General features: G+C 30.3%; 16 protein-coding genes and 4 pseudogenes. 19 read left to right on the top strand and 1 reads right to left on the bottom strand.

What is annotated here, in order from left to right; translation table 11 throughout:
- Together JCM7501_RS07270 and JCM7501_RS07275 are read left to right on the top strand one after the other, a co-directional pair.
- Positions 1-180, top strand: a pseudogene (locus JCM7501_RS07270) (ATP-binding protein); the annotation flags it as partial.
- 306 nt (positions 181-486) lie between these two features.
- Positions 487-1,920: an ATP-binding protein gene (locus JCM7501_RS07275; protein ID WP_028992022.1), complete on the top strand. Its 1,434-nt coding sequence runs from the start codon at positions 487-489 to the stop codon at positions 1,918-1,920.
- Between the two features lie 135 nt (positions 1,921-2,055).
- On the opposite strand, the pseudogene JCM7501_RS07280 reads toward JCM7501_RS07275, so the two are convergent.
- Positions 2,056-2,250, bottom strand: a pseudogene (locus JCM7501_RS07280) (transposase); the annotation flags it as partial.
- A gap of 869 nt (positions 2,251-3,119) precedes the next feature.
- Between JCM7501_RS07280 and JCM7501_RS16625 the strand changes: the two are divergent.
- The 17 genes and pseudogenes from JCM7501_RS16625 to JCM7501_RS07350 form a co-directional block, all read left to right on the top strand.
- Positions 3,120-3,243: pseudogene (locus JCM7501_RS16625) on the top strand (methyl-accepting chemotaxis protein); the annotation flags it as partial.
- A 521-nt stretch (positions 3,244-3,764) separates the two neighbouring features.
- Positions 3,765-4,748 (top strand): annotated as a pseudogene (locus JCM7501_RS07290) (Rpn family recombination-promoting nuclease/putative transposase); the annotation flags it as partial.
- 94 nt (positions 4,749-4,842) lie between these two features.
- Entirely contained in the window at positions 4,843-6,255 is a 1,413-nt protein-coding gene (locus JCM7501_RS07295) for an O-antigen ligase family protein (protein WP_028992025.1), read from the top strand.
- Entirely contained in the window at positions 6,224-6,673 is a 450-nt protein-coding gene (locus tag JCM7501_RS14685; RefSeq protein WP_256201265.1) for a glycosyltransferase family protein, read from the top strand. The genes JCM7501_RS07295 and JCM7501_RS14685 overlap by 32 nt, the downstream gene beginning before the upstream one ends.
- A 95-nt stretch (positions 6,674-6,768) precedes the next feature.
- Entirely contained in the window at positions 6,769-7,359 is a 591-nt protein-coding gene (locus JCM7501_RS14690; RefSeq protein WP_256201266.1) for a glycosyltransferase family 4 protein, read from the top strand.
- Positions 7,356-7,790, top strand: coding sequence for a glycosyltransferase family 2 protein (locus tag JCM7501_RS14695; RefSeq protein ID WP_256201267.1), 435 nt, complete (start codon positions 7,356-7,358; stop codon positions 7,788-7,790). The genes JCM7501_RS14690 and JCM7501_RS14695 overlap by 4 nt, the downstream gene beginning before the upstream one ends.
- Positions 7,791-7,901: 111 nt before the next feature.
- Positions 7,902-8,273 (top strand): hypothetical protein, encoded by a 372-nt coding sequence (locus JCM7501_RS14700; protein ID WP_256201268.1) that lies wholly within the window; start codon positions 7,902-7,904, stop codon positions 8,271-8,273.
- Positions 8,274-8,394: 121 nt separating this feature from the next.
- Positions 8,395-9,489, top strand: a complete 1,095-nt coding sequence (locus tag JCM7501_RS07310) for a glycosyltransferase (RefSeq protein WP_162199503.1) — start codon at positions 8,395-8,397, stop codon at positions 9,487-9,489.
- A 487-nt stretch (positions 9,490-9,976) separates the two neighbouring features.
- A complete protein-coding gene (gene rfbB / locus JCM7501_RS07315; RefSeq protein ID WP_028992029.1) occupies positions 9,977-11,026 on the top strand; it encodes a dTDP-glucose 4,6-dehydratase in 1,050 nt (349 codons plus the stop codon).
- Positions 11,027-11,038: 12 nt separating this feature from the next.
- Positions 11,039-11,956 (top strand): glucose-1-phosphate thymidylyltransferase RfbA, encoded by a 918-nt coding sequence (rfbA, locus tag JCM7501_RS07320; RefSeq protein ID WP_028992030.1) that lies wholly within the window; start codon positions 11,039-11,041, stop codon positions 11,954-11,956.
- A gap of 19 nt (positions 11,957-11,975) precedes the next feature.
- Positions 11,976-12,887, top strand: coding sequence for a dTDP-4-dehydrorhamnose reductase (gene rfbD / locus JCM7501_RS07325; protein ID WP_028992031.1), 912 nt, complete (start codon positions 11,976-11,978; stop codon positions 12,885-12,887).
- A complete protein-coding gene (rfbC, locus tag JCM7501_RS07330; RefSeq protein WP_028992032.1) occupies positions 12,874-13,425 on the top strand; it encodes a dTDP-4-dehydrorhamnose 3,5-epimerase in 552 nt (183 codons plus the stop codon). The genes rfbD and rfbC overlap by 14 nt, the downstream gene beginning before the upstream one ends.
- Before the next feature lie 21 nt (positions 13,426-13,446).
- Entirely contained in the window at positions 13,447-14,601 is a 1,155-nt protein-coding gene (locus JCM7501_RS07335) for an exopolysaccharide biosynthesis polyprenyl glycosylphosphotransferase (protein WP_256201269.1), read from the top strand.
- A 5-nt stretch (positions 14,602-14,606) separates the two neighbouring features.
- Positions 14,607-14,816 (top strand): sugar transferase, encoded by a 210-nt coding sequence (locus tag JCM7501_RS14705; protein WP_256201270.1) that lies wholly within the window; start codon positions 14,607-14,609, stop codon positions 14,814-14,816.
- Between the two features lie 230 nt (positions 14,817-15,046).
- Entirely contained in the window at positions 15,047-16,120 is a 1,074-nt protein-coding gene (locus JCM7501_RS07340; RefSeq protein ID WP_028992034.1) for a mannose-1-phosphate guanylyltransferase/mannose-6-phosphate isomerase, read from the top strand.
- A gap of 227 nt (positions 16,121-16,347) precedes the next feature.
- Positions 16,348-16,554 carry a hypothetical protein gene (locus JCM7501_RS07345; protein ID WP_022588855.1) on the top strand — a complete coding sequence of 69 codons (207 nt, stop codon included), beginning with the start codon at positions 16,348-16,350 and terminating at the stop codon, positions 16,552-16,554.
- A complete protein-coding gene (locus JCM7501_RS07350; protein WP_028992035.1) occupies positions 16,538-18,772 on the top strand; it encodes an AAA family ATPase in 2,235 nt (744 codons plus the stop codon). Before JCM7501_RS07345 ends, JCM7501_RS07350 begins: the two co-directional genes overlap by 17 nt.
- Positions 18,773-18,877 lie beyond the last annotated feature (105 nt).

An 18,877-nucleotide genomic window follows, 5' to 3' on the forward strand; every position in this document is an offset into this window, starting at 1 on the left:
CTGATAGAACTAAAGTATGTAAAGAAGAGTGAAAAAGACAAGGTAGACAAGATAAAAGAAGAAGGAATAAAGCAGCTTAAGAAGTATAGAGAAAGCAGAGGGCTTAAAGAGAGAGAAGACGTAAAGCAAGCGCTACTTATATTCATAGGAAAAGATGAATACCAAGTAATTGAAGTGTAGAGCAAAACGTATGTTCTACAGTGATGTATGGCTGAACCTTGAGAAGTCAGCAGAGGTCATAGTACTTATCTAGACATGAAGAGGTCATACCCAAAAACTTTTTTCTCAAATAAAAAAGCATAGCAAAAATATTGCTATACTTTAATACTGGCTTGAAGATTTCAAACGCCAGTTTATTTTTTATAGAAAGATGCTGAATTAATAATGTAGTTTTAAAAAATTTCATATAAAATATAAAGTATACTTCATATTTTTTGTATAAAAACATAAAGTATATGTTATAATATTATATTAGAGGTGAGAAAAATGCCTATTACAAGCTCAGAAAATATATTAAGGATTTTGTACTCGTATAACCCATGGTGGAGAGAAGGATATTTACCTCAGGATTTGTCAAAACCCGTAAAGAGAGTAGTCTATCATCAGGCATTTGAGTTACTAATGCATCCAACTATCAGAAGATATGTTATACTTTCAGGTGCACGTCGTGTAGGTAAAACTACAATTTTATATCAAATGATAGAGACTCTTTTAAAAAATCAAGTGCACCCAAAAAAGATATTATATGTATCTTTTGATCATCCTTTATTTAAATTAAGTTCTTTTGACCAAATTATTAACCTATATGAAACCACCATAAATGAAGAAAAAGAGGCTTATATATTTTTAGATGAAATTCAATATGCAAGTGATTGGGACAGATGGTTAAAAGTATATTATGACACCAAACCAAACTGGAGAATTATTGCTACAGGTTCAGCTTCTCCTGCACTTATTGAAGGTACAAAAGAAAGTGGTGTTGGCCGCTGGACTGTGATTTCTGTACCTACTCTTTCTTTTTATGAATTTTGCGAAATACTTGGTGTTCCAGAAAGACCAAGCAATCTGCCAAATTTAAACTTAAATGAAATTTCAAATTTAAATGACTCTCAATTAAATGAGCTTATGTTTTTACTTATGCCATTGCAAAAGTACTTTAATAAGTATTTAACAATAGGAGGATTCCCTGAATTTGTGTTTTCAGAAGACCAATTTTTAGTGCAAAGAATGTTAAGAGAAGATGTGGTTGATAAAGTTATTAAAAGAGATATACCTTCCTTGTTTAATGTAAGAAATTTAGCAATGTTAGAGAAGGTTTTTTTGTACTTATGCTTTAATTCTGCAAATGTTATAAGTATTTCAACAATAAGTAAAGAAATTGGAGATGTTTCAACAGTAACAGTAGAAAACTATATTCATCTTCTTGAAAATGCAAATTTGATTTATAAAAGTTTACCTATAGAATTAGGCGGGAAAAAAGTTCTAAAAGCAAAACCAAAAATTTACGTTTCCGATCCTGCCCTAAGAAATGCAGTTTTAATGATAGACAATATACTCTTAGACAGTAAAGAACTTGGAATAACGGTTGAAACAGCTGTTTTTAAACATATCTATAATTTTTACCTGCAAACAAATGCTAGGATAGGTTATTTTAGAAAAGCTAGTGATAATCAAAAAGAGATTGACGTAGTGGTTGAATTACCACATAGCAAATTCTTAATCGAAGTGAAATTCAGAGAAGATACGACACTTTCCGAGAATGATGCCATTGTTGAGATGAGCCAAAAAGAAAAAAATATTGATTCAGCAATATTAGTAACAAAAAGACCAGAAGATTATGGGAAATTTAATATTTCGACAAAGGTACCAATAATAAAAATTCCTGCTTATGTATTTTTGTATTTGTTTGGAAGACGCTAACTTATTTTTCTTGAAAGAATATGAGAACCATTTAAGAGATAGCTCGTAGTACGTTTGTCTCTTGAGGTGCGGACAAAAGTGACAAATGCATGGTAGCTTGAACAAAGTGAAAGCCAGCGTCTAAAGACGCTGGCTCAGTATTTTTATCAATACTACTGGATCTATGCTTGGTCTGCCGTGATCTTCGGAATATTTGTCCTTTACTAAATCATATATGAAACTAAATTCTATTACTCTTTCTATCTTTCTTAAAAGGTGGTCTTTTGGTACTAATTGATCTATGCTTACAAATTCTATTTGATGTCTTGCATCCTGTTTCTTTGTTAACATCTTCCTTCTCCTCTCCTCTTTTGCTTTATACCACTAAAATAACAAGGAACCCTTCTCATCATAACGGGTTCCCGATATTTTGTCAATAGTCTGAATATTCCACCAGGTGTGGAATATTTTTTTTAAAGCTATGAAAAGTTTCCTCAGAAAAGAAGGAAAATGTTGTTTTATGTCGAATATTATCAAATAGTCGATAATTTTTTGACATATTAGAGGCAGGCTTATAAGATTTGATGCTTCCTCAAGCAATAAAGGAAAATATTAAAAGAAAATATGTAGTTGTAAAGATAGATAATAAATTGATAAGGTAAGCATGTTATAGGAGGTACAGAATATAAAATGATTAATGTAGGAATTGTCGGCGGCGGTAAAGGTGGCACAGCATCCTAAAAGCAATACATGGGTTACCGGAAGTTTCTATTGTTGGAATTGCTGATATAGATGAAAATGCGCCTGGAATAAAATTAGCAAAAGAAAAAGGGATAAAAACCTTTCACGATTGCGTGGATTTATTAAAAATACCAGAACTAGATTTGGTTATCGAGGTAACAGGTAATCCTAAAGTACAAGAAATACTGTATACACAAAAACGCCAAGAAACAGTAATAATTGATGCCAATGCTGCTAGGCTGATGATTATTGTTGAAGCTAAAGAAGATATTGCAAAAAAGCTTTATATACAAGCGCAGGAATTAGCTGGTACAGCTGAAGAACTAAGTGATACTATTAAAGAAATAAAAAATGCAGCTAAAGAAGTCGCTGATGGTGCTGAAGAACTTGCCGCGAGAGGCTCAAACTTAAACGATTCTGCCACAAGTGCCAGAGATTATGCTAAAAACATAGGCGATGTTCTTGCATTCATCAAAAGAGTGGCTAGCCAGACCAAGCTTTTAGGCTTGAATGCGGCTATTGAAGCAGCACGTGCAGGTGAACAAGGAAGGGGCTTTGCTGTTGTTGCTGATGAAGTTCGTAAATTAGCGGAAGACAGTGCACAAGCTGTGGAACAAATTAGCAATATTTGCAAAATATTGAGCAATCGGTTGAAAAAATTGTCGAAGAAATTAGTAAAACTGCTCAGGTTACCGAAGTTCAAGCAGGTGCAACACAACAGATTGTAACTGAAATTGTACAATTGGAATATGCTGTCGAAAATTTACGGAAAGTAGCGCAGCAATTAGTAAACTTAAGCTGATGGCTATTTAACCACAAAAAATTATAAAAAATTTCCTTAAAAAAGAAGGAAAATATTATTTTATGTCGAATATATACTAATTGGATTGGTTTATCCATTTTTTTGACATGATCCGATAGAACTTATGAGGCTGTTTCGGCGCCATAAGTTCTATGGGTGGTAATATAGATACAGAAGCGGAGGCGGTGCTTTTTAAGCACTTGCGCCCGTAGGGTGTGTTTTTATCTTTTTTATTTCCTACAGTAGTTAAGAATGATTATGATATAATATAGGTGTGAGATATGATGGAAACTGATAAAAATAAAAAGAATTTAAATGCCCTCATGATAAAGGCTATAAATACCTACTTTCTCATAAAAAAGTATTTATTGAGCTTTTAAGAAGTTTTGTCAAAAAAGATTGGGTAAATGAAATAGACGAATCTAAAGTAATACGAATAAACAAATCCTTCATATTGCAAGATTTTAAAAATAAAGAGGCTGATTTGATTTATCAAGTAAAAATGGAGGATAAAGAAGTTTTCTTTTATATATTGTTGGAATTACAATCAAAAGTTGATTTTCAAATGCCATACAGATTGTTATTGTATATAATTGAAGTGTGGAGAGAAATTCTTAAAGATACATCATTAAACCAGCAAAAAAGGAAGGACTATAAATTACCAGCGATTATTCCTATTGTGTTGTATAATGGTGTTAATAGATGGACTGCTTCTTTGAGCTTTAAAGAAACGATAGATTCATATCAATTATTTGGAGAAAATATAATAGACTTTAAATATATTCTCATTGATGTAAATAGATATAGTGAAGAAGAACTTTTACAATTATCTAATCTTATAGGTAGTGTCTTTTTGCTAGACAGAAGGATAGACAGAGAAGAGTTAATAGAAAGATTAAAAAAATTAACAGATGTACTCAAAAATTTGTCTGAAGAAGAATTTATATTATTGAGAAACTGGTTTATGTCTATTATATCCAGATTTCTACCCGAAGGCAAAAGAAAAGAGGTAAAGAAAATATTCGAAAAGAGTGAGGGGGTGGAAAAAATGATTTCCAATTTAGAACGTAGTTTAAAAGAGGAATTTAAAAAAACTAGAAAAGAAGGAAGAATAGAAGGAAAAAAGAAAGGAAAAATAGAAGGAATACGAATGGTGCTACTTGAACAATTGAAAGAAAAGTTTGAAGACATACCTTTTGAATATATAAATGGACTTGAAAAGTTAGATGACAAAGCATTACTTGCTTTAGCAAGAGATATTTTGAAAATTGAAAAATTAGATGACTTAAGGAAGTATATAAATTAGTTTTACGAGGCATGGCCTTTTATTTTTTGGCGTAATAATGAACTAATTGTACGAAATCATAATTTAGTACAATTGTAAGGTGGTAGAATGTAAAGTGATTATAACACCATTAGGATATATTTTAATACCGATGGGTTTTTTTGTATTTTTTTCATATCCATCATATTTGTTAGGATTGTTGGTATTTTTTTCACCATTTCAGGCGGCATCGGTTATTAACTTTAAAAATTTAAATTTTGGTTTACAACCGGGTTATTTTTTTGCGATATTGTGGATTATATTTGAAATAATTAATATTCTTAGAGGGAAAAAATTTACGATAGTAAAAGAACAGAAAACGATAATTATATTATTAATTAATTTTTTTGTTGTATCAGCGGTGAGTATTGTTATGCCGTTGTTTTTGAGCGATAAAAATATAATTGTTCATAGTCCGAAAGGGTATGATATATTACTTTCCTTTAGTAAGACAAATATTACACAATTGTTATATTTATTAACAAATTTAACTGTAACAGTATTAATATTGTTAGAGTTAAGGAATTTATCAGAAGTGAAAAAATTAATAAAAATATTACTATATTCTTCTTTTTTTGCACTGATATTTGGTATATATCAACTAATGTGTTATCTTTTAAAGCTACATTTTCCGTATTGGCTATTTAATAATAATATTGGATATAGTCAAGGTTTTAATCAAACGGTCGAAAATATAAAAAGAATTAATTCTATAGCCACTGAGCCTTCTATGTATGCGTTTTTTCTGCTTATGATTATTCCGATAATTTTAAGTATGAGAATAAGTAAGAATAACATAATTAGTAAGAAAATGGTTAATATTTTATTGTATTTAACCATTGCAGAAATTATTTTAGCTACAAGCTCTACCGGTTATATTGGTTTACTATTTTTTATTTCAAGCTATACTATATATAATTTTTTACATGGTATAGGAGGAGAGAGAAAATATCGAGAAAATTTTTATTACATAATTAGAACGATTAGTATCATTACAGTGTTGAGTACTATTTTATTAAGTATATATATTCTTGTGTTTGGATTAGATAATTTGATTAATGCATTTGTATCATTGACAGTTGACAAGTTTAATAATCTTTCTGGGCAGGAAAGGCTACAAGGTTTTTTAAATGGTTTAAATTTATTTATTAATTACCCTGTCTTAGGTGTAGGATATGGTTCAAATAGGACATATGATTTAATGACAACGCTATTGTCAAATACTGGTATAATAGGGTTTGTTTCATTTTCAATGATAATTATTATTGCGATAAAGATTTTAATGAAATATATTAAACTTACTGAAAAGGGAGGTAAATCTATAATGATTGGTCTATTATTTTCTTTATTAAATGCAATATTTGCATTTATGATATCAATACCTGATTTAATTTTTCTTTATTTTTGGATAATATTAGGACTTATTTTTACTATACCAAAAGTTGTGGAGGTTTCAAATGAAAATAGCGATAAACGCTTCGATTCTTGATGACAGGCCGTCAGGCTTAGGGGTATATACTTTAAATGTAATAAATTATTTATGCCAGATTATTGAAAAAAGTGACCAATTAATCATATATACTTCTGTTCCACAATATTTTACCGAACAGAGTAATATAAAAGTAAAAAAAATACCTGATATGACACAGCCTAAATATGGTAAACAAGCGGCAATTTATAGATTTATTTGGACGAATACTTCATTGTTAAATTATCTTAAAAAAGAAGAAGTCGATTTGCTTTACTCTACTACTCACCATGGACCATTATTTTATAAAAACCAAATAATAACTATTCATGATTTATTGCCAATTCATTTTAATTATAAGGATTCTTTACAGAGAATATTGCAGACAAATTATTTTAAATTTATATTACCTCAAATAATTGGAAGAGCAAAAAAATAATAACTATTTCGGACTGCACTAAAAGTGATATAATAAAATATTTCAACGTGCAAGAGGAAAAAATTGTAAAGATATATAATGGATATGATAAGAATTTGTTTTTTCCAAGAAATAGTGCAAGAAGTTATATTTATGGAAAATATAAGATAGAAGATTATATATTAGCTGTTGGCGCATCTTATCCTCATAAAAATTATGACAATTTAATTAAAGCTATCACTTTAGCATTAGACAAAAATATTAAATTGATCATTGCTGGTGGTAAGGATGAATATAGAAACTATTTAAAAAAATTAGCAAAAGAATTAAACTTAGTAGACAGAGTTTTGTTTATTAATTATGTTCCCCAAAAAGATTTACCATATCTTTATTCTGCTGCAAAATGCTTAGTTTATCCATCGTTATACGAGGGCTTTGGGTTGCCTCCTTTAGAAGCAATGGCTTGTGGATGTCCAGTAATAACTTCTAATACTTCGTCATTACCAGAGGTTGTAGGCGATGCTGGTGTTATGGTTAACCCTTATAATGTAGAAGAAATAGGTAGGGCTATTGATTTAGTGCTGTCGAATGAAAATTTACGGAGGGAAATGATTGAAAAAGGATTAAAACAAGTTCAAAAATTTTCGTGGAGGAAAACAGCAGAAGAAATTTATAAAGTGATAAAAGAAATAGGTGAGAAGAAATGAAAATATCGGTTATTATTCCTACGTTAAATTGTGAAAATGTTATCGGTTTATTATTAGAAAAATTATGGAATCAAACAATGAAACCGTTAGAAGTTATAGTAATAGATTCTGAATCTGATGATAAAACACGGGAAGTTGCTAGAAAAGGAGGAGCGAATGTTATAAAAATCAAAAGAAAAGATTTTAACCATGGGGGTACAAGGAATTTAGCTGCTGAACATTCAGCTGGAGATATATTAGTATTTCTAACACAAGATGCGTTACCAAGAAATGAATATTTTTTAGAGAACCTAATTAAACCCTTGGAAGATCCTATGATTGCAGCTTCATATGTAGGCAGGTCCCTAGAGATGAGGCAATTCCAACAGAAAAGTTTTCAAGACTGTTTAATTATCCTCCAGAAGATAAAATTAAATCAAAAGATGAAATAAAAACAACGGGTATTAAAACATTTTTTTTTCACAAATGTATGTTCTGCAATTAAGAAAAAAGAATTTTATGAGGTTGGAAAGTTTCCCGACAATACGATATTAAATGAAGATATGATACTAGCTTCAAAACTGATTTTAAAAGGATACAAGATAGCTTATGTTTCAACTGCTGAAGTATTACATTCTCATAATTATGGTTTAAAAAAACAATTTCAACGGAATTTTGACATAGGCGTTTCATTAATAGAAAATGATTTTATATTAAAATATGTAAGTGCTGAAAGCGAGGGTATTAGATTTTTAATAAATGAGCTAAAATATTTAATTGAAAAAAAACAATTTTTTTGGATACCGTATGCCATTACAGAAAATGGAAGCAGATTTATAGGTTATAGATTAGGGTTAAAACACAAAAGTATTCCATTATTTTTAAAAAAGAAATTAAGTATGAATCCAAATTATTGGGTAAGAAGAAATGATTAATATAAATAATTTCAACATTGGAATTAATATTGCAATTTGCAATTGCATTTTCAATCGCAATATTAATTATAGATAAACATAAGGTTTCATAAATTTTTGTATTTTGAGAATAGCGAAAGGAATGAATGTTGACATGCATGGTGAAATAAATATTGCTTATTTAAGTGATTATCCTTTTGGAATAGGTTTTGGTGGTAAAGAAATACAATTATTATCATATATGAAATATACTAATGAAGGGGAATACAATTATAAAATTAAATTATTGGATTTCTGGGATAAAAATTCACTAAATGATGTTAAGATTTTACATTTGTTTGGCTTCAGCAATTGGTTTTATTTTTTGATCAAAACATTAAAGGCAAACAAAAATTTAAGAATAGTGATAAGTCCTACAATGTATTTTGAAAAAAATATTAAATTTGAAGTGGCATCGTTTATGGGCTTTATTTGTCCAATCCCAAATTTTTTTAAATATACTAAATTTATATTTGAAAATGTTGATGTGATTATAACTAATAGTTTTGCTGAAAAAGATTTTTTAGTTCAAAATTATGGACATAACATAGAAAATAAAATTGAAATTGTATATAATGCTATTGAAGGGGATTTTAATGTATTTTCTTCTGACAAAAACGTTAGTTCTTTTGTTGAAAAATACAATATAGATAGTGATTATATCTTATCTGTTGGATTCTTTGATGAGAGAAAAAACACTATTTCTTTAATTAAAGCATTTATAGAAGTATATCCATTAATAAAAAAGAAGTTGGTTTTAATTGGTGATTTCAGGTTTGCTAAAAAACAGAATAAAATATTTTGTGAGCAATTAATAAACAATAACAAAGATAAAATTATTCATATACCTTACATAGACAAAACAAAAAATATAGATTTACTAAAATCCGCTTACTACAATTGTAGCTATCATGTTTTGCCAAGCAAAATAGAAACTCCAGGAATTTCAAATTTGGAAGCGGCTTCTTTTGGGAAAAATATTATAGCCGGTGATTGTAAACCTGTAAGAGAATATTTTTTAGATAAAGCTTATTATTGTAATCCGAAGTCTATTGAAGATATTAAGGAAAAACTCATCGAAGTTAATGGTAAGCCCCAAAATAACAAGGAAATTAAAAAATTAGTTATAGAAAAATACACTTATAATGCTTCTGTGCAGAAACTTATAAAGATTTATGAAAAACTTTTAAATAATTAATATGATATATAACAATTTTTTCAATAATTTACTGGAATACATAAAAGCATGACAGAGAGAAAGCTTGATGTTCGACAAAGCCAGATAATCCTTTAAGATATTTCATTTAATCAACTACTTACTAAACTTATATTTACACGAAAATATATTTTCATTCCTGGTTGTGCTTGCTTAAGCATGAGTGTTTAGTCGGAAAATACTCTAAATTTTTTACTTTGTACGCTTTGCACGTATTTTTATTAAATAACATCATAAAAAACTTAATCAATCTATTGGTGTGCATTCCTGATATAGGGAAACACAAAGAAACAAAGATGGTGTGTGCACCGCATGACATTGAAGGCGAATAGTATTTTGAAGCTTGTAGAAAATGAAGAATTACTAAGAAAAATATCATTTAATGGGCTCGAGAAAATTAAAAGTTATACATTGGATAAATCTACAGATTTACTGGATAAAATTTTATTAAAACAAGTGAGGTGCTTACATGAAAATATTAGTTACAGGTGGAGCAGGTTTTATAGGAAGTAATTTTATTAAGTATATGCTTAATGTGTATAAAGACTATAAAATCATCAACCTTGATAAGCTAACATATGCAGGTAACCTTGAAAATTTAAAAGATGTAGAAAATAATCCGAATTATACGTTTATCAAAGGAGATATATGTGATAAAGAACTGGTAGAAGAGATATTTTCACAAGACATTGATTATGTAGTTAATTTTGCAGCAGAATCTCATGTAGACAGAAGTATTATGGACCCTGAAATATTTGTAAAAACTAATATACTTGGAACAGTGACTTTGCTTAACGCAGCCAAAAAGGCATGGGAAGAGGGAGATAGTTTTAAAGAGGGGAAAAAATTTCTTCAAGTTTCAACAGATGAAATTTATGGCTCTTTAGGTGAGACAGGCTATTTTACAGAAACTACACAACTTGACCCTCATAGTCCCTATTCATCGAGTAAAGCAGCTGCAGATTTAATAGTCAAAGCCTACTATGATACATATAAAATGCCTGTAAATATAACAAGATGTTCAAACAACTATGGACCATATCAATTTCCTGAAAAACTGATACCATTAATGATAAACAATTGTTTAAATAAAAAACATCTTCCTGTTTATGGAGATGGGCTTAATGTAAGAGACTGGCTTTATGTAGAAGACCATTGTAAAGCAATAGATTTGGTTCTTCATAAAGGAAAAGCGGGAGAAGTATACAATATTGGTGGCAATAATGAAAAGACAAATATAGAGATAGTGAAGTTAATTGTGTCATATATTCACGACAATGTAGATCCAACTGTAGATGAAAGCTTGATTACGTTTGTAGCAGATAGAAAAGGGCATGATAGAAGGTATGCTATTGATGCAACAAAGATTAGGACGGAATTAGGATGGTATCCTGAAACTAAATTTGAAGACGGCATCAAAAAAACAATAGAATGGTATCTTCAAAACAAAGAATGGCTTAAAAATGTTACATCTGGAGAGTATCAAAAATATTACGAAAAAATGTATTCCAATAGATAGGAGGAAATGCAAATGAAAGGTATAATTCTAGCAGGCGGGTCAGGTACAAGGCTTTATCCTATTACAAAAGCGATATCGAAACAAATTTTGCCTATCTATGATAAGCCAATGATATATTATCCTTTATCTGTTCTTATGCTTGCAGGAATTAGAGAAATACTGATTATATCCACTCCAAGGGACATAAACACCTTTAAAGAGCTTCTGGGAGATGGAAGGCAGTTAGGATTGCGCTTTGAATATGCTGTACAGGAGGCACCTCGTGGTATAGCTGAAGCCTTTATCATTGGAGAAGATTTTATTGGCAAAGACAACGTTGCTCTTATATTGGGTGATAATATTTTTTATGGCTATGGATTTACTGAAAGACTTGAAAGAGCAGCGAGCAGAAAAGAAGGAGCTACTATATTTGGCTATTATGTGAGCAATCCGAGTGATTATGGTGTTGTGGAATTTGATGAAAACTTTGATGTTATATCAATTGAAGAAAAACCAAAACATCCCAAGTCCAATTATGCTGTACCTGGGCTTTATTTTTATGATAATGAAGTGATTGAAATAGCCAAAAGTATTAAGCCCTCTGCAAGAGGAGAACTTGAGATTACCTCGGTTAATAATGAGTATCTGAAAAGAGGAAAGCTTAAAGTTGAATTATTGGGCAGAGGGATGGCATGGTTTGACACAGGCACGCCGAGTGGGCTTTTAAATGCTGCTAATTTTGTTGAAGCGATTCAAACGAGACAGGGGCTATATATTGCCTGCATTGAAGAAATTGCCTATAGAAAAGGCTTTATAGATAAGGAACAGCTATTAAAACTTGCTGAACCTTTAAAAAAGGTTGGATACGGGAAATATCTTTTAAAATTAATAGATGAAGAGGAAAATGATGCAATTAAAGAAGTAGCGGCTACAAGTGAGATCTTTTATTAAAAGGAGTTGATTTGGCAGAATGAAGATACTTATTACAGGGGCTAGAGGGCAATTAGCTTTACAACTTCGTTCAATTATAGAAAAAGGCAGAAGTGAGATTGGAGAAATAGATCCCATATATAAAGAGGCTGCAATAAAGTATACATCTCATGATGAACTGGATATTACTGATTTAACAAGTGTTTTAAGATTCGTGGATGAGTATAGACCAGATATTATAATAAATTGTGCAGCTTATACTAATGTAGACAAATGTGAGAGTGATGTTGATACTGCCTTCAAGGTAAATGCTATAGGACCAAGGAATCTGGCAAGAGCAGCTCAGAGAGCTGGAGCGAAATTATTACATGTATCTACAGATTATGTTTTTAATGGAACGGGAAATGTTCCTTTTAGGGAATATGATGTTCCACAACCGATAAATGTATATGGAAAAACGAAACTTCTTGGGGAAGAGTATGTAAGAGAGTTTTGTGATAGGTATTTTATAGTAAGAACAGCATGGCTCTATGGGAAATACGGGAAAAATTTTGTATACACTATCCTGAAAGCAGCAAAGGAGAAGGGATATTTAGAAGTTGTGAATGATCAGAAAGGGAATCCAACAAATGCGGAAGATTTAGCCCATCATATTTTAAAACTGGTACTCACGGAAGAATATGGAATATATCATTGTATGGGAAAAGGCGAGTGTAGTTGGTATGATTTTGCTTGTAAAATTGTAGAATACGCAGGAATAAATTGCACTGTAGTTCCTATTACTTCTGATAAGATAAATAGACCTGCCAAAAGACCTTTTTATTCCTCTCTGGATAATATGATGTTAAGATGTACTATTGGAGATGAAATGAGAAACTGGGAAGATGCGTTAAAAGCTTTTATTGAAGATTTGAAAAATACGGGGCAGGAGGATTTGTATGGGAAAGTTTAAGTTTATAGAAACAGAAATAGAAGGACTGTACATAATAGAGACGGGAGTTTTTGAAGATAATAGAGGATATTTTATGGAATCGTACAATTACAGAGATTTCAAAGATGCAGGGATTGATGCAGTGTTTGTACAGGATAATCAGTCAAAATCCAAAAAAGGTGTTTTAAGGGGGTTGCATTTTCAGAAAAAACATCCGCAGGGCAAACTGGTGAGAGTTTTAAAGGGAGAGGTTTTTGATGTAGCAGTTGATTTAAGAAAAAACTCCAAAACTTACGGGAAATGGGTAGGAGTTATTTTGTCTGACAAAAACAAAAGGCAGTTTTATATTCCAGAGGGCTTTGCCCATGGTTTTTTAGTTTTGTCTGATGAAGCAGAGTTTTTTTATAAATGTACCGATTTTTATTATCCTGACGATGAGGGTGGGATAATATGGAATGACCCTGATATAAATATACAATGGCCTGTAGATGGCAATGAAGAAATAATTTTATCAGAAAAAGATAAAAAATGGCCAAGGTTAAGAGATTTAGCGTTTTAATATTATTGAAGGGGTGGAATAATGTGGTATAGAAGATGGAGTATTGCGCTTGACATTGGGGCACTCATTTTAGCATTTGCACTTGCTTTATATATTAGGTTTAATAATTTGAGCATGTTATCAAGGTCTTGGTATGTTACTACTTTTATAATTTTGCTTACAATTGATTTTTTGATTTTGTATTTTAAGGGATTATATGATAAAAAACAGAAGCCTTTGTTTAATCAAATAGGAATAGTGATAGATGGTCTTGTTTATTCTGTATTTATATATTTGCTTATCTCCTATTTTACCAAAATGACATATTTTTCAAGGTTAACGCTTATATACATATTTATTATAGGATTAACTTTGCAAATTACATTTAAGACAATCTTATCGTATTTGCAAAAAAGAAGATACAAAAAAGGATTGGATTTGAGCAATGCATTAGTAATAGGCGATTATACAAAGACACCAAAAGAGCTAATAGATAAACTTAAAACACGTGAATATGGAATAAATATAGTGGGATATTTGTCTAATGATATAAATAGTAACGGTTTGAATAGATTAGGGAGTATAAAAGATTTTAGTGAAGTTGTTGATAAATATAACGTGGAGATGATATTTATAGTTTCTAAGGTAGAAAATGTAGAAGAAGTTATAAATATTGGTCTGGATAAGTACATAAGTATATATTCTATAAATAACAGTATAAATCTTCCAAATTATCCTATGGAAATAGAAATTATTGATGATATGCCTATTTTGAAATTGAAGGATGTATTTATAAGTGGATTTGAAGGACGTATGAAAAGACTTTTGGATTTCACTTTGTCACTTATTGCACTGATTATATTATCACCATTGTTTGTTATAATATCGCTTTTAATAAAACTAACTTCTCCTGGACCGGTGTTTTTTGTTCAAGATAGAATAGGATTAAATGGAAAGTTGTTTAAAGCGTACAAGTTTAGGACAATGGTCATAAATGCCGAAGAGATTTTATTAAAGTGGCTAGAGGAAAATCCTGAAATTAGAGAAGAATATTTGATACATCATAAACTTAAAAACGATCCAAGAGTAACAAAAATAGGCAAGTTCCTAAGGAAAACAAGTCTTGACGAGTTGCCGCAATTATTTAATGTGCTAAAAGGTGATATGAGCTTGGTAGGTCCCAGACTTATCTTGTAAGAGAATTGAATGATACCAAACATTATGCAAGGTTCTTATGGAGAGTTCCACCAGGAATTACAGGCTTATGGCAAATAAGTGGGCGGAATGAGGTAGATTTTGAAGGCAGATTAGAAATGGACATGCAGTATATATCTAATTGGAATTTATGGCTTGATATAAATATTCTTTTTAAGACTATTCCTGCAGTACTTAAAAGAGATGGTGCGTATTAACAAATTTAATGAGAATAAAAATAATAATCCACAATATGGTGCTGTATAATAGACCATTTAAAAGACCTTTATAAAATTTTTCATTAAACATATGCTTACATTCCTTATTTTTTATTATATTTTGCCTTTTTCATTAAATTTTATTCGGGGTTGATGGAAGGTATTAATTAAAAACTTTTGCTTGGGTACTAAGTGAGCTAAGTTTAAATTAATTAAAAAGGATGATGCAAATGATAACAGGTGTTATTATGGCAGGTGGCAAAGGCGAAAGATTTTGGCCTAAAAGTAGGATAAAGATGCCAAAGCAGTTTTTGAATCTTTATGGAGATAAAACAATGATTCAACAAACTGTGGACAGGCTTAAGAAAATTATGCCTGTAGAGAATATCTTTGTTGTAACTAATATTGATTATGCGGGAATAATTAGTGACCAGATTCCTGATTTGCCAACAGAAAATATTTTAATAGAGCCTATGGCTAAAAATACTGCAGCATGCATTGGCCTTGCAGCACTTCATACAGAAAGACTTGATAAAGAGTCTATAATGGTTGTTGTTCCTTCTGATCACGTTATAAAGGATGAAGAAACGTATATTGAAGTATTAAAAACAGCAATAGAAAAAGCAAAATCAGGGGATAATCTTGTTACAATAGGCATAAAGCCTACACATCCTGAGACAGGATATGGTTATATAAAATTCAAGAAGGTAACGAGAGAAATAATAAATAAAAATCCTGTACATAAAGTGGAAAGATTTGTAGAAAAACCTGATTATGATACAGCAGTAAAATATGTAGAAAGTGGAGATTATCTTTGGAATAGCGGTATGTTTATATGGAAGACATCATCAATATTAAACGCTATAGAAAAGTACATGCCTGAGTTACATAAAGCATTGGAGAATATAAGGAAAAATTTTGATGCAGACGATGTAGAAAAAGCGTTATACGATGAATACTCAAAACTTGAAAGTATATCAATAGATTACGGCGTAATGGAAAAAGCTAAAAATGTCTATGTCGTGCCAGGAGATTTTGGCTGGGATGATGTGGGAAGCTGGACGTCTATAGAGAGATTATACGAAAAAGATGATAATGGCAATGTCATAAAAGGGAATGTAGTAGCTGTAGATACAAAGAAATGTATTATAACAGGTGGTGAAAAACTCATTGCAACCTTAGGCATAGAAGATGTAGTTATAGTTGATACTGAGGATGCTCTTTTAATTTGTTCAAAGGATAAGGCACAGAATGTGAAAGAGATATTGAAGGAATTGAAGGAGAAAAAGAGGGAGTATTTGTGAGGAGTTAAAGTAAAGGGTTATTTCTGTTTTTATTTTTGTCGAGATATGTCGAAATTTTCATAATATTTGTGTTATTTTTGGGAAATAAAATGATAAAATGAAAATGCAGAAAATTTATTTTTGCTTTTTCTGTGAATATTGTTTTGTTAATTTCAGTTTGTAGGAGTAAGAGTAAAATCGAGATTCAATTTGAAAAGATAATATTTGAGAGGAGGGTTATCTATAAAATGGCTAAAAAATCAAATATCTTGCAAAAAGTAATAGAAGACATAACAAAAGAAGAGAAAAATAAAATTAATCTTTTTGTGGAATATATAATGACTTTATATGACGATAATTATGGATTGAATGGCAATACAAATTATCTAGCGAATAAATATGATGATATTCTTAAATTTTATGAAGAAAGGATCGGGAATGAAAATGAGGATTAAGCAGGTTAAAATTAATGGTATTAGAGGTTTTTACTATTTAGAAGATAGTCCTCATATTATAGAATTGGACGGAAAGCATCTTTTTTTATATGGAGAAAATGGAACAGGAAAGTCTAGCTTTCTGGATGCAATTGAGTGGTGTTTGACTGGAGAAGTGGAAGAATCGAAAACAAGGAGGGTAGATAAACGTGAATTTCTTATAAATAAATTTTGTGATAAAAAAGATGCTCCTTTTGTTGAAATTATATATGTTCATAATGGTCGAGAGGAAAGTTTTTGTAGAAAAGTAAATAGCAAAACTAAATTTGTATTTGAAGATTTAGCGGGTGACCATTTCATAGATACCAAACGTATAGAAAATTTTGTTATTGATACAAAGCAATCTTTATGGGATCGATTTTCAACCCTATTAGGATTTGAGGACCTGATTGAGTTTGATAGGCGTTTACGAAAATTAAAAAATACTGCCGAAAAGAAATATCAGGAAATTACAGAAAAACTCAGACAGCAAGAAAAGGAATTAGAAGGATTAGAAAATAGAATGGCAGAGCTTAGGGGAAAATTCAAGGATAGTGTAGAGGAAGATTTGGAAATCAAGCTAAATGAGGAAGAAAATCGGAGTAGGAGTGAAAGGTTTAAAAAACTTCAGGAATTTATTATTAATCTTGATGGAATTATTAAGGAATTAGAAAAAAAGATGAATTTAGATGAAAAACTAAAAGAATATAAAAGCAAACTCGCAAATGCTCAAGAAATGATAACAGAAGTAGAGATTTCCGAGGTAGTGAATACGGCTTATGAATATTTTAAAAAAACTGAGGAAGTAACTACCTGCCCTGTATGTGGTCAACCTATTGAATATTATGATGTGTTAAGAAGACTTGAAAATTTAAAAGAAAATTTAAGTAAAATAATTAACTTGAAGAGTGAAATTCGAAAAATAAACAATAGCATCGAGCAAAAACAGCAATCCCTTTTAGAAACTGCGGAGAAAGTAAAGAATTTATATTTCCATCTCTATAAAAAAGAATTAAACATTGAAATTAGCAAGGAAGAATTTTGCAGGAATTTAATTTCGGATTTAGAGACTATAAAAGAAGATGCAAGAAGGGAAAGTGATGCTATAAATGAAATATTGAGATTGAGTCAAGAATGGGGCCGATATAAAGAAATTAAGCAAAATAGCGAAAAGTCAAAAATTTCTAAAAAGACTTTAGAAACAAGAATGAAAGTGGTCAAAAAAATCTATGATGATATATGTGACTTTTATGAAATTTATAGAAGGAAATATGCTGAAAGAATTGCCAAGGAATTAGAAAACATCAGTAAGAAGGAGGTAACTTTAATTTACAACAAAATTAACCAATCAGAAAATGAGGTAGTAGACACTTTTATTATAGAACCAGATATTGGTAATATTGAAGAACCAAAAATTGGTTTTCGTGCGGTTATAAAAGGAACTCAAAAAGTGGTAGATGCTCTTAGTATTTTGAGTACAGGACATTTAAGATGTCTTGGATTTGCATTGTTGGTAGCAAGGATAAAGTCAAATCCTAATAGTTTAAATTTTATTGCAATTGATGACCCTATTTATTCTATTGATCATGAGCATAGATATAATTTAATTACCTATTTAAGGGAATTAGGCAGTCAATACCAGCTTATTATTACAACGTCTGACAGAGTGTTTTATGATATTATAAAGCATCAATTTAATGGGAATAGTTTTAAACCGTACAATACTTCTTTTGGGAGCATTAGTAACTGCCAAAATACAGAGGTTGTTTTAAGTATAGATATTAAGCCTTGTTATAGAAGTTATATTGAAAAAGCTGAAGAATATTCATACATAAATGAAATACGTGCAGCTTCTTTGTATGCAAGATTAGCTTTAGAAACTGTATTATTTTCGTTGGCGGAAAAAGTAAATCTTAAGATTCCTTACAAGAGAATTCATAAAATAACTATTAAGGATTTAATGGGGGCAAAATTAAAAAAGGAGCTAAAAAATTATTTTCAAGACAGAAGTAATGAAATAGAGATGGAATTTCAAAAACTATCTCATCATAGGTATTTCAAGTCACTATTAAACGGATTTCCTCTAGACGAAGAAGTTCATTATCCTCACGAAGAACGAAATAGCTATACAGTAAATGAAGTGAAAGAGGTTATTGAGACTATAAAAAATTTTGCACAGTTTGTAGAAAGTTTGGCTTAAAATTAAAAGATTTATTTGGTACTTTACAATTTTTCTAAAATTTTTATTCATGAGAGTACATTTGGAAATTAATTCAAAGCAAGATTGTAGAAATTTCTTAGAAGG

Origin of the sequence: Thermoanaerobacter thermocopriae JCM 7501 (assembly GCF_001310975.1) — a bacterium.
Taxonomy (GTDB): Bacteria; Bacillota; Thermoanaerobacteria; order Thermoanaerobacterales; family Thermoanaerobacteraceae; genus Thermoanaerobacter; species Thermoanaerobacter thermocopriae.

Coding starts and splice junctions, on each gene's coding strand:
- rfbB (WP_028992029.1), top strand. CDS start 9,977: ATGAAAATATTAGTTACAGGTGGAGCAGGTTTTATAGGAAGTAATTTT.
- rfbA (WP_028992030.1), top strand. CDS start 11,039: ATGAAAGGTATAATTCTAGCAGGCGGGTCAGGTACAAGGCTTTATCCT.
- JCM7501_RS14695 (WP_256201267.1), top strand. CDS start 7,356: ATGAAAATATCGGTTATTATTCCTACGTTAAATTGTGAAAATGTTATC.
- rfbC (WP_028992032.1), top strand. CDS start 12,874: ATGGGAAAGTTTAAGTTTATAGAAACAGAAATAGAAGGACTGTACATA.
- JCM7501_RS14685 (WP_256201265.1), top strand. CDS start 6,224: ATGAAAATAGCGATAAACGCTTCGATTCTTGATGACAGGCCGTCAGGC.
- JCM7501_RS07345 (WP_022588855.1), top strand. CDS start 16,348: ATGGCTAAAAAATCAAATATCTTGCAAAAAGTAATAGAAGACATAACA.
- JCM7501_RS14700 (WP_256201268.1), top strand. CDS start 7,902: ATGATACTAGCTTCAAAACTGATTTTAAAAGGATACAAGATAGCTTAT.
- JCM7501_RS07350 (WP_028992035.1), top strand. CDS start 16,538: ATGAAAATGAGGATTAAGCAGGTTAAAATTAATGGTATTAGAGGTTTT.
- rfbD (WP_028992031.1), top strand. CDS start 11,976: ATGAAGATACTTATTACAGGGGCTAGAGGGCAATTAGCTTTACAACTT.
- JCM7501_RS07310 (WP_162199503.1), top strand. CDS start 8,395: ATGAATGTTGACATGCATGGTGAAATAAATATTGCTTATTTAAGTGAT.
- JCM7501_RS07335 (WP_256201269.1), top strand. CDS start 13,447: ATGTGGTATAGAAGATGGAGTATTGCGCTTGACATTGGGGCACTCATT.
- JCM7501_RS07275 (WP_028992022.1), top strand. CDS start 487: ATGCCTATTACAAGCTCAGAAAATATATTAAGGATTTTGTACTCGTAT.
- JCM7501_RS07340 (WP_028992034.1), top strand. CDS start 15,047: ATGATAACAGGTGTTATTATGGCAGGTGGCAAAGGCGAAAGATTTTGG.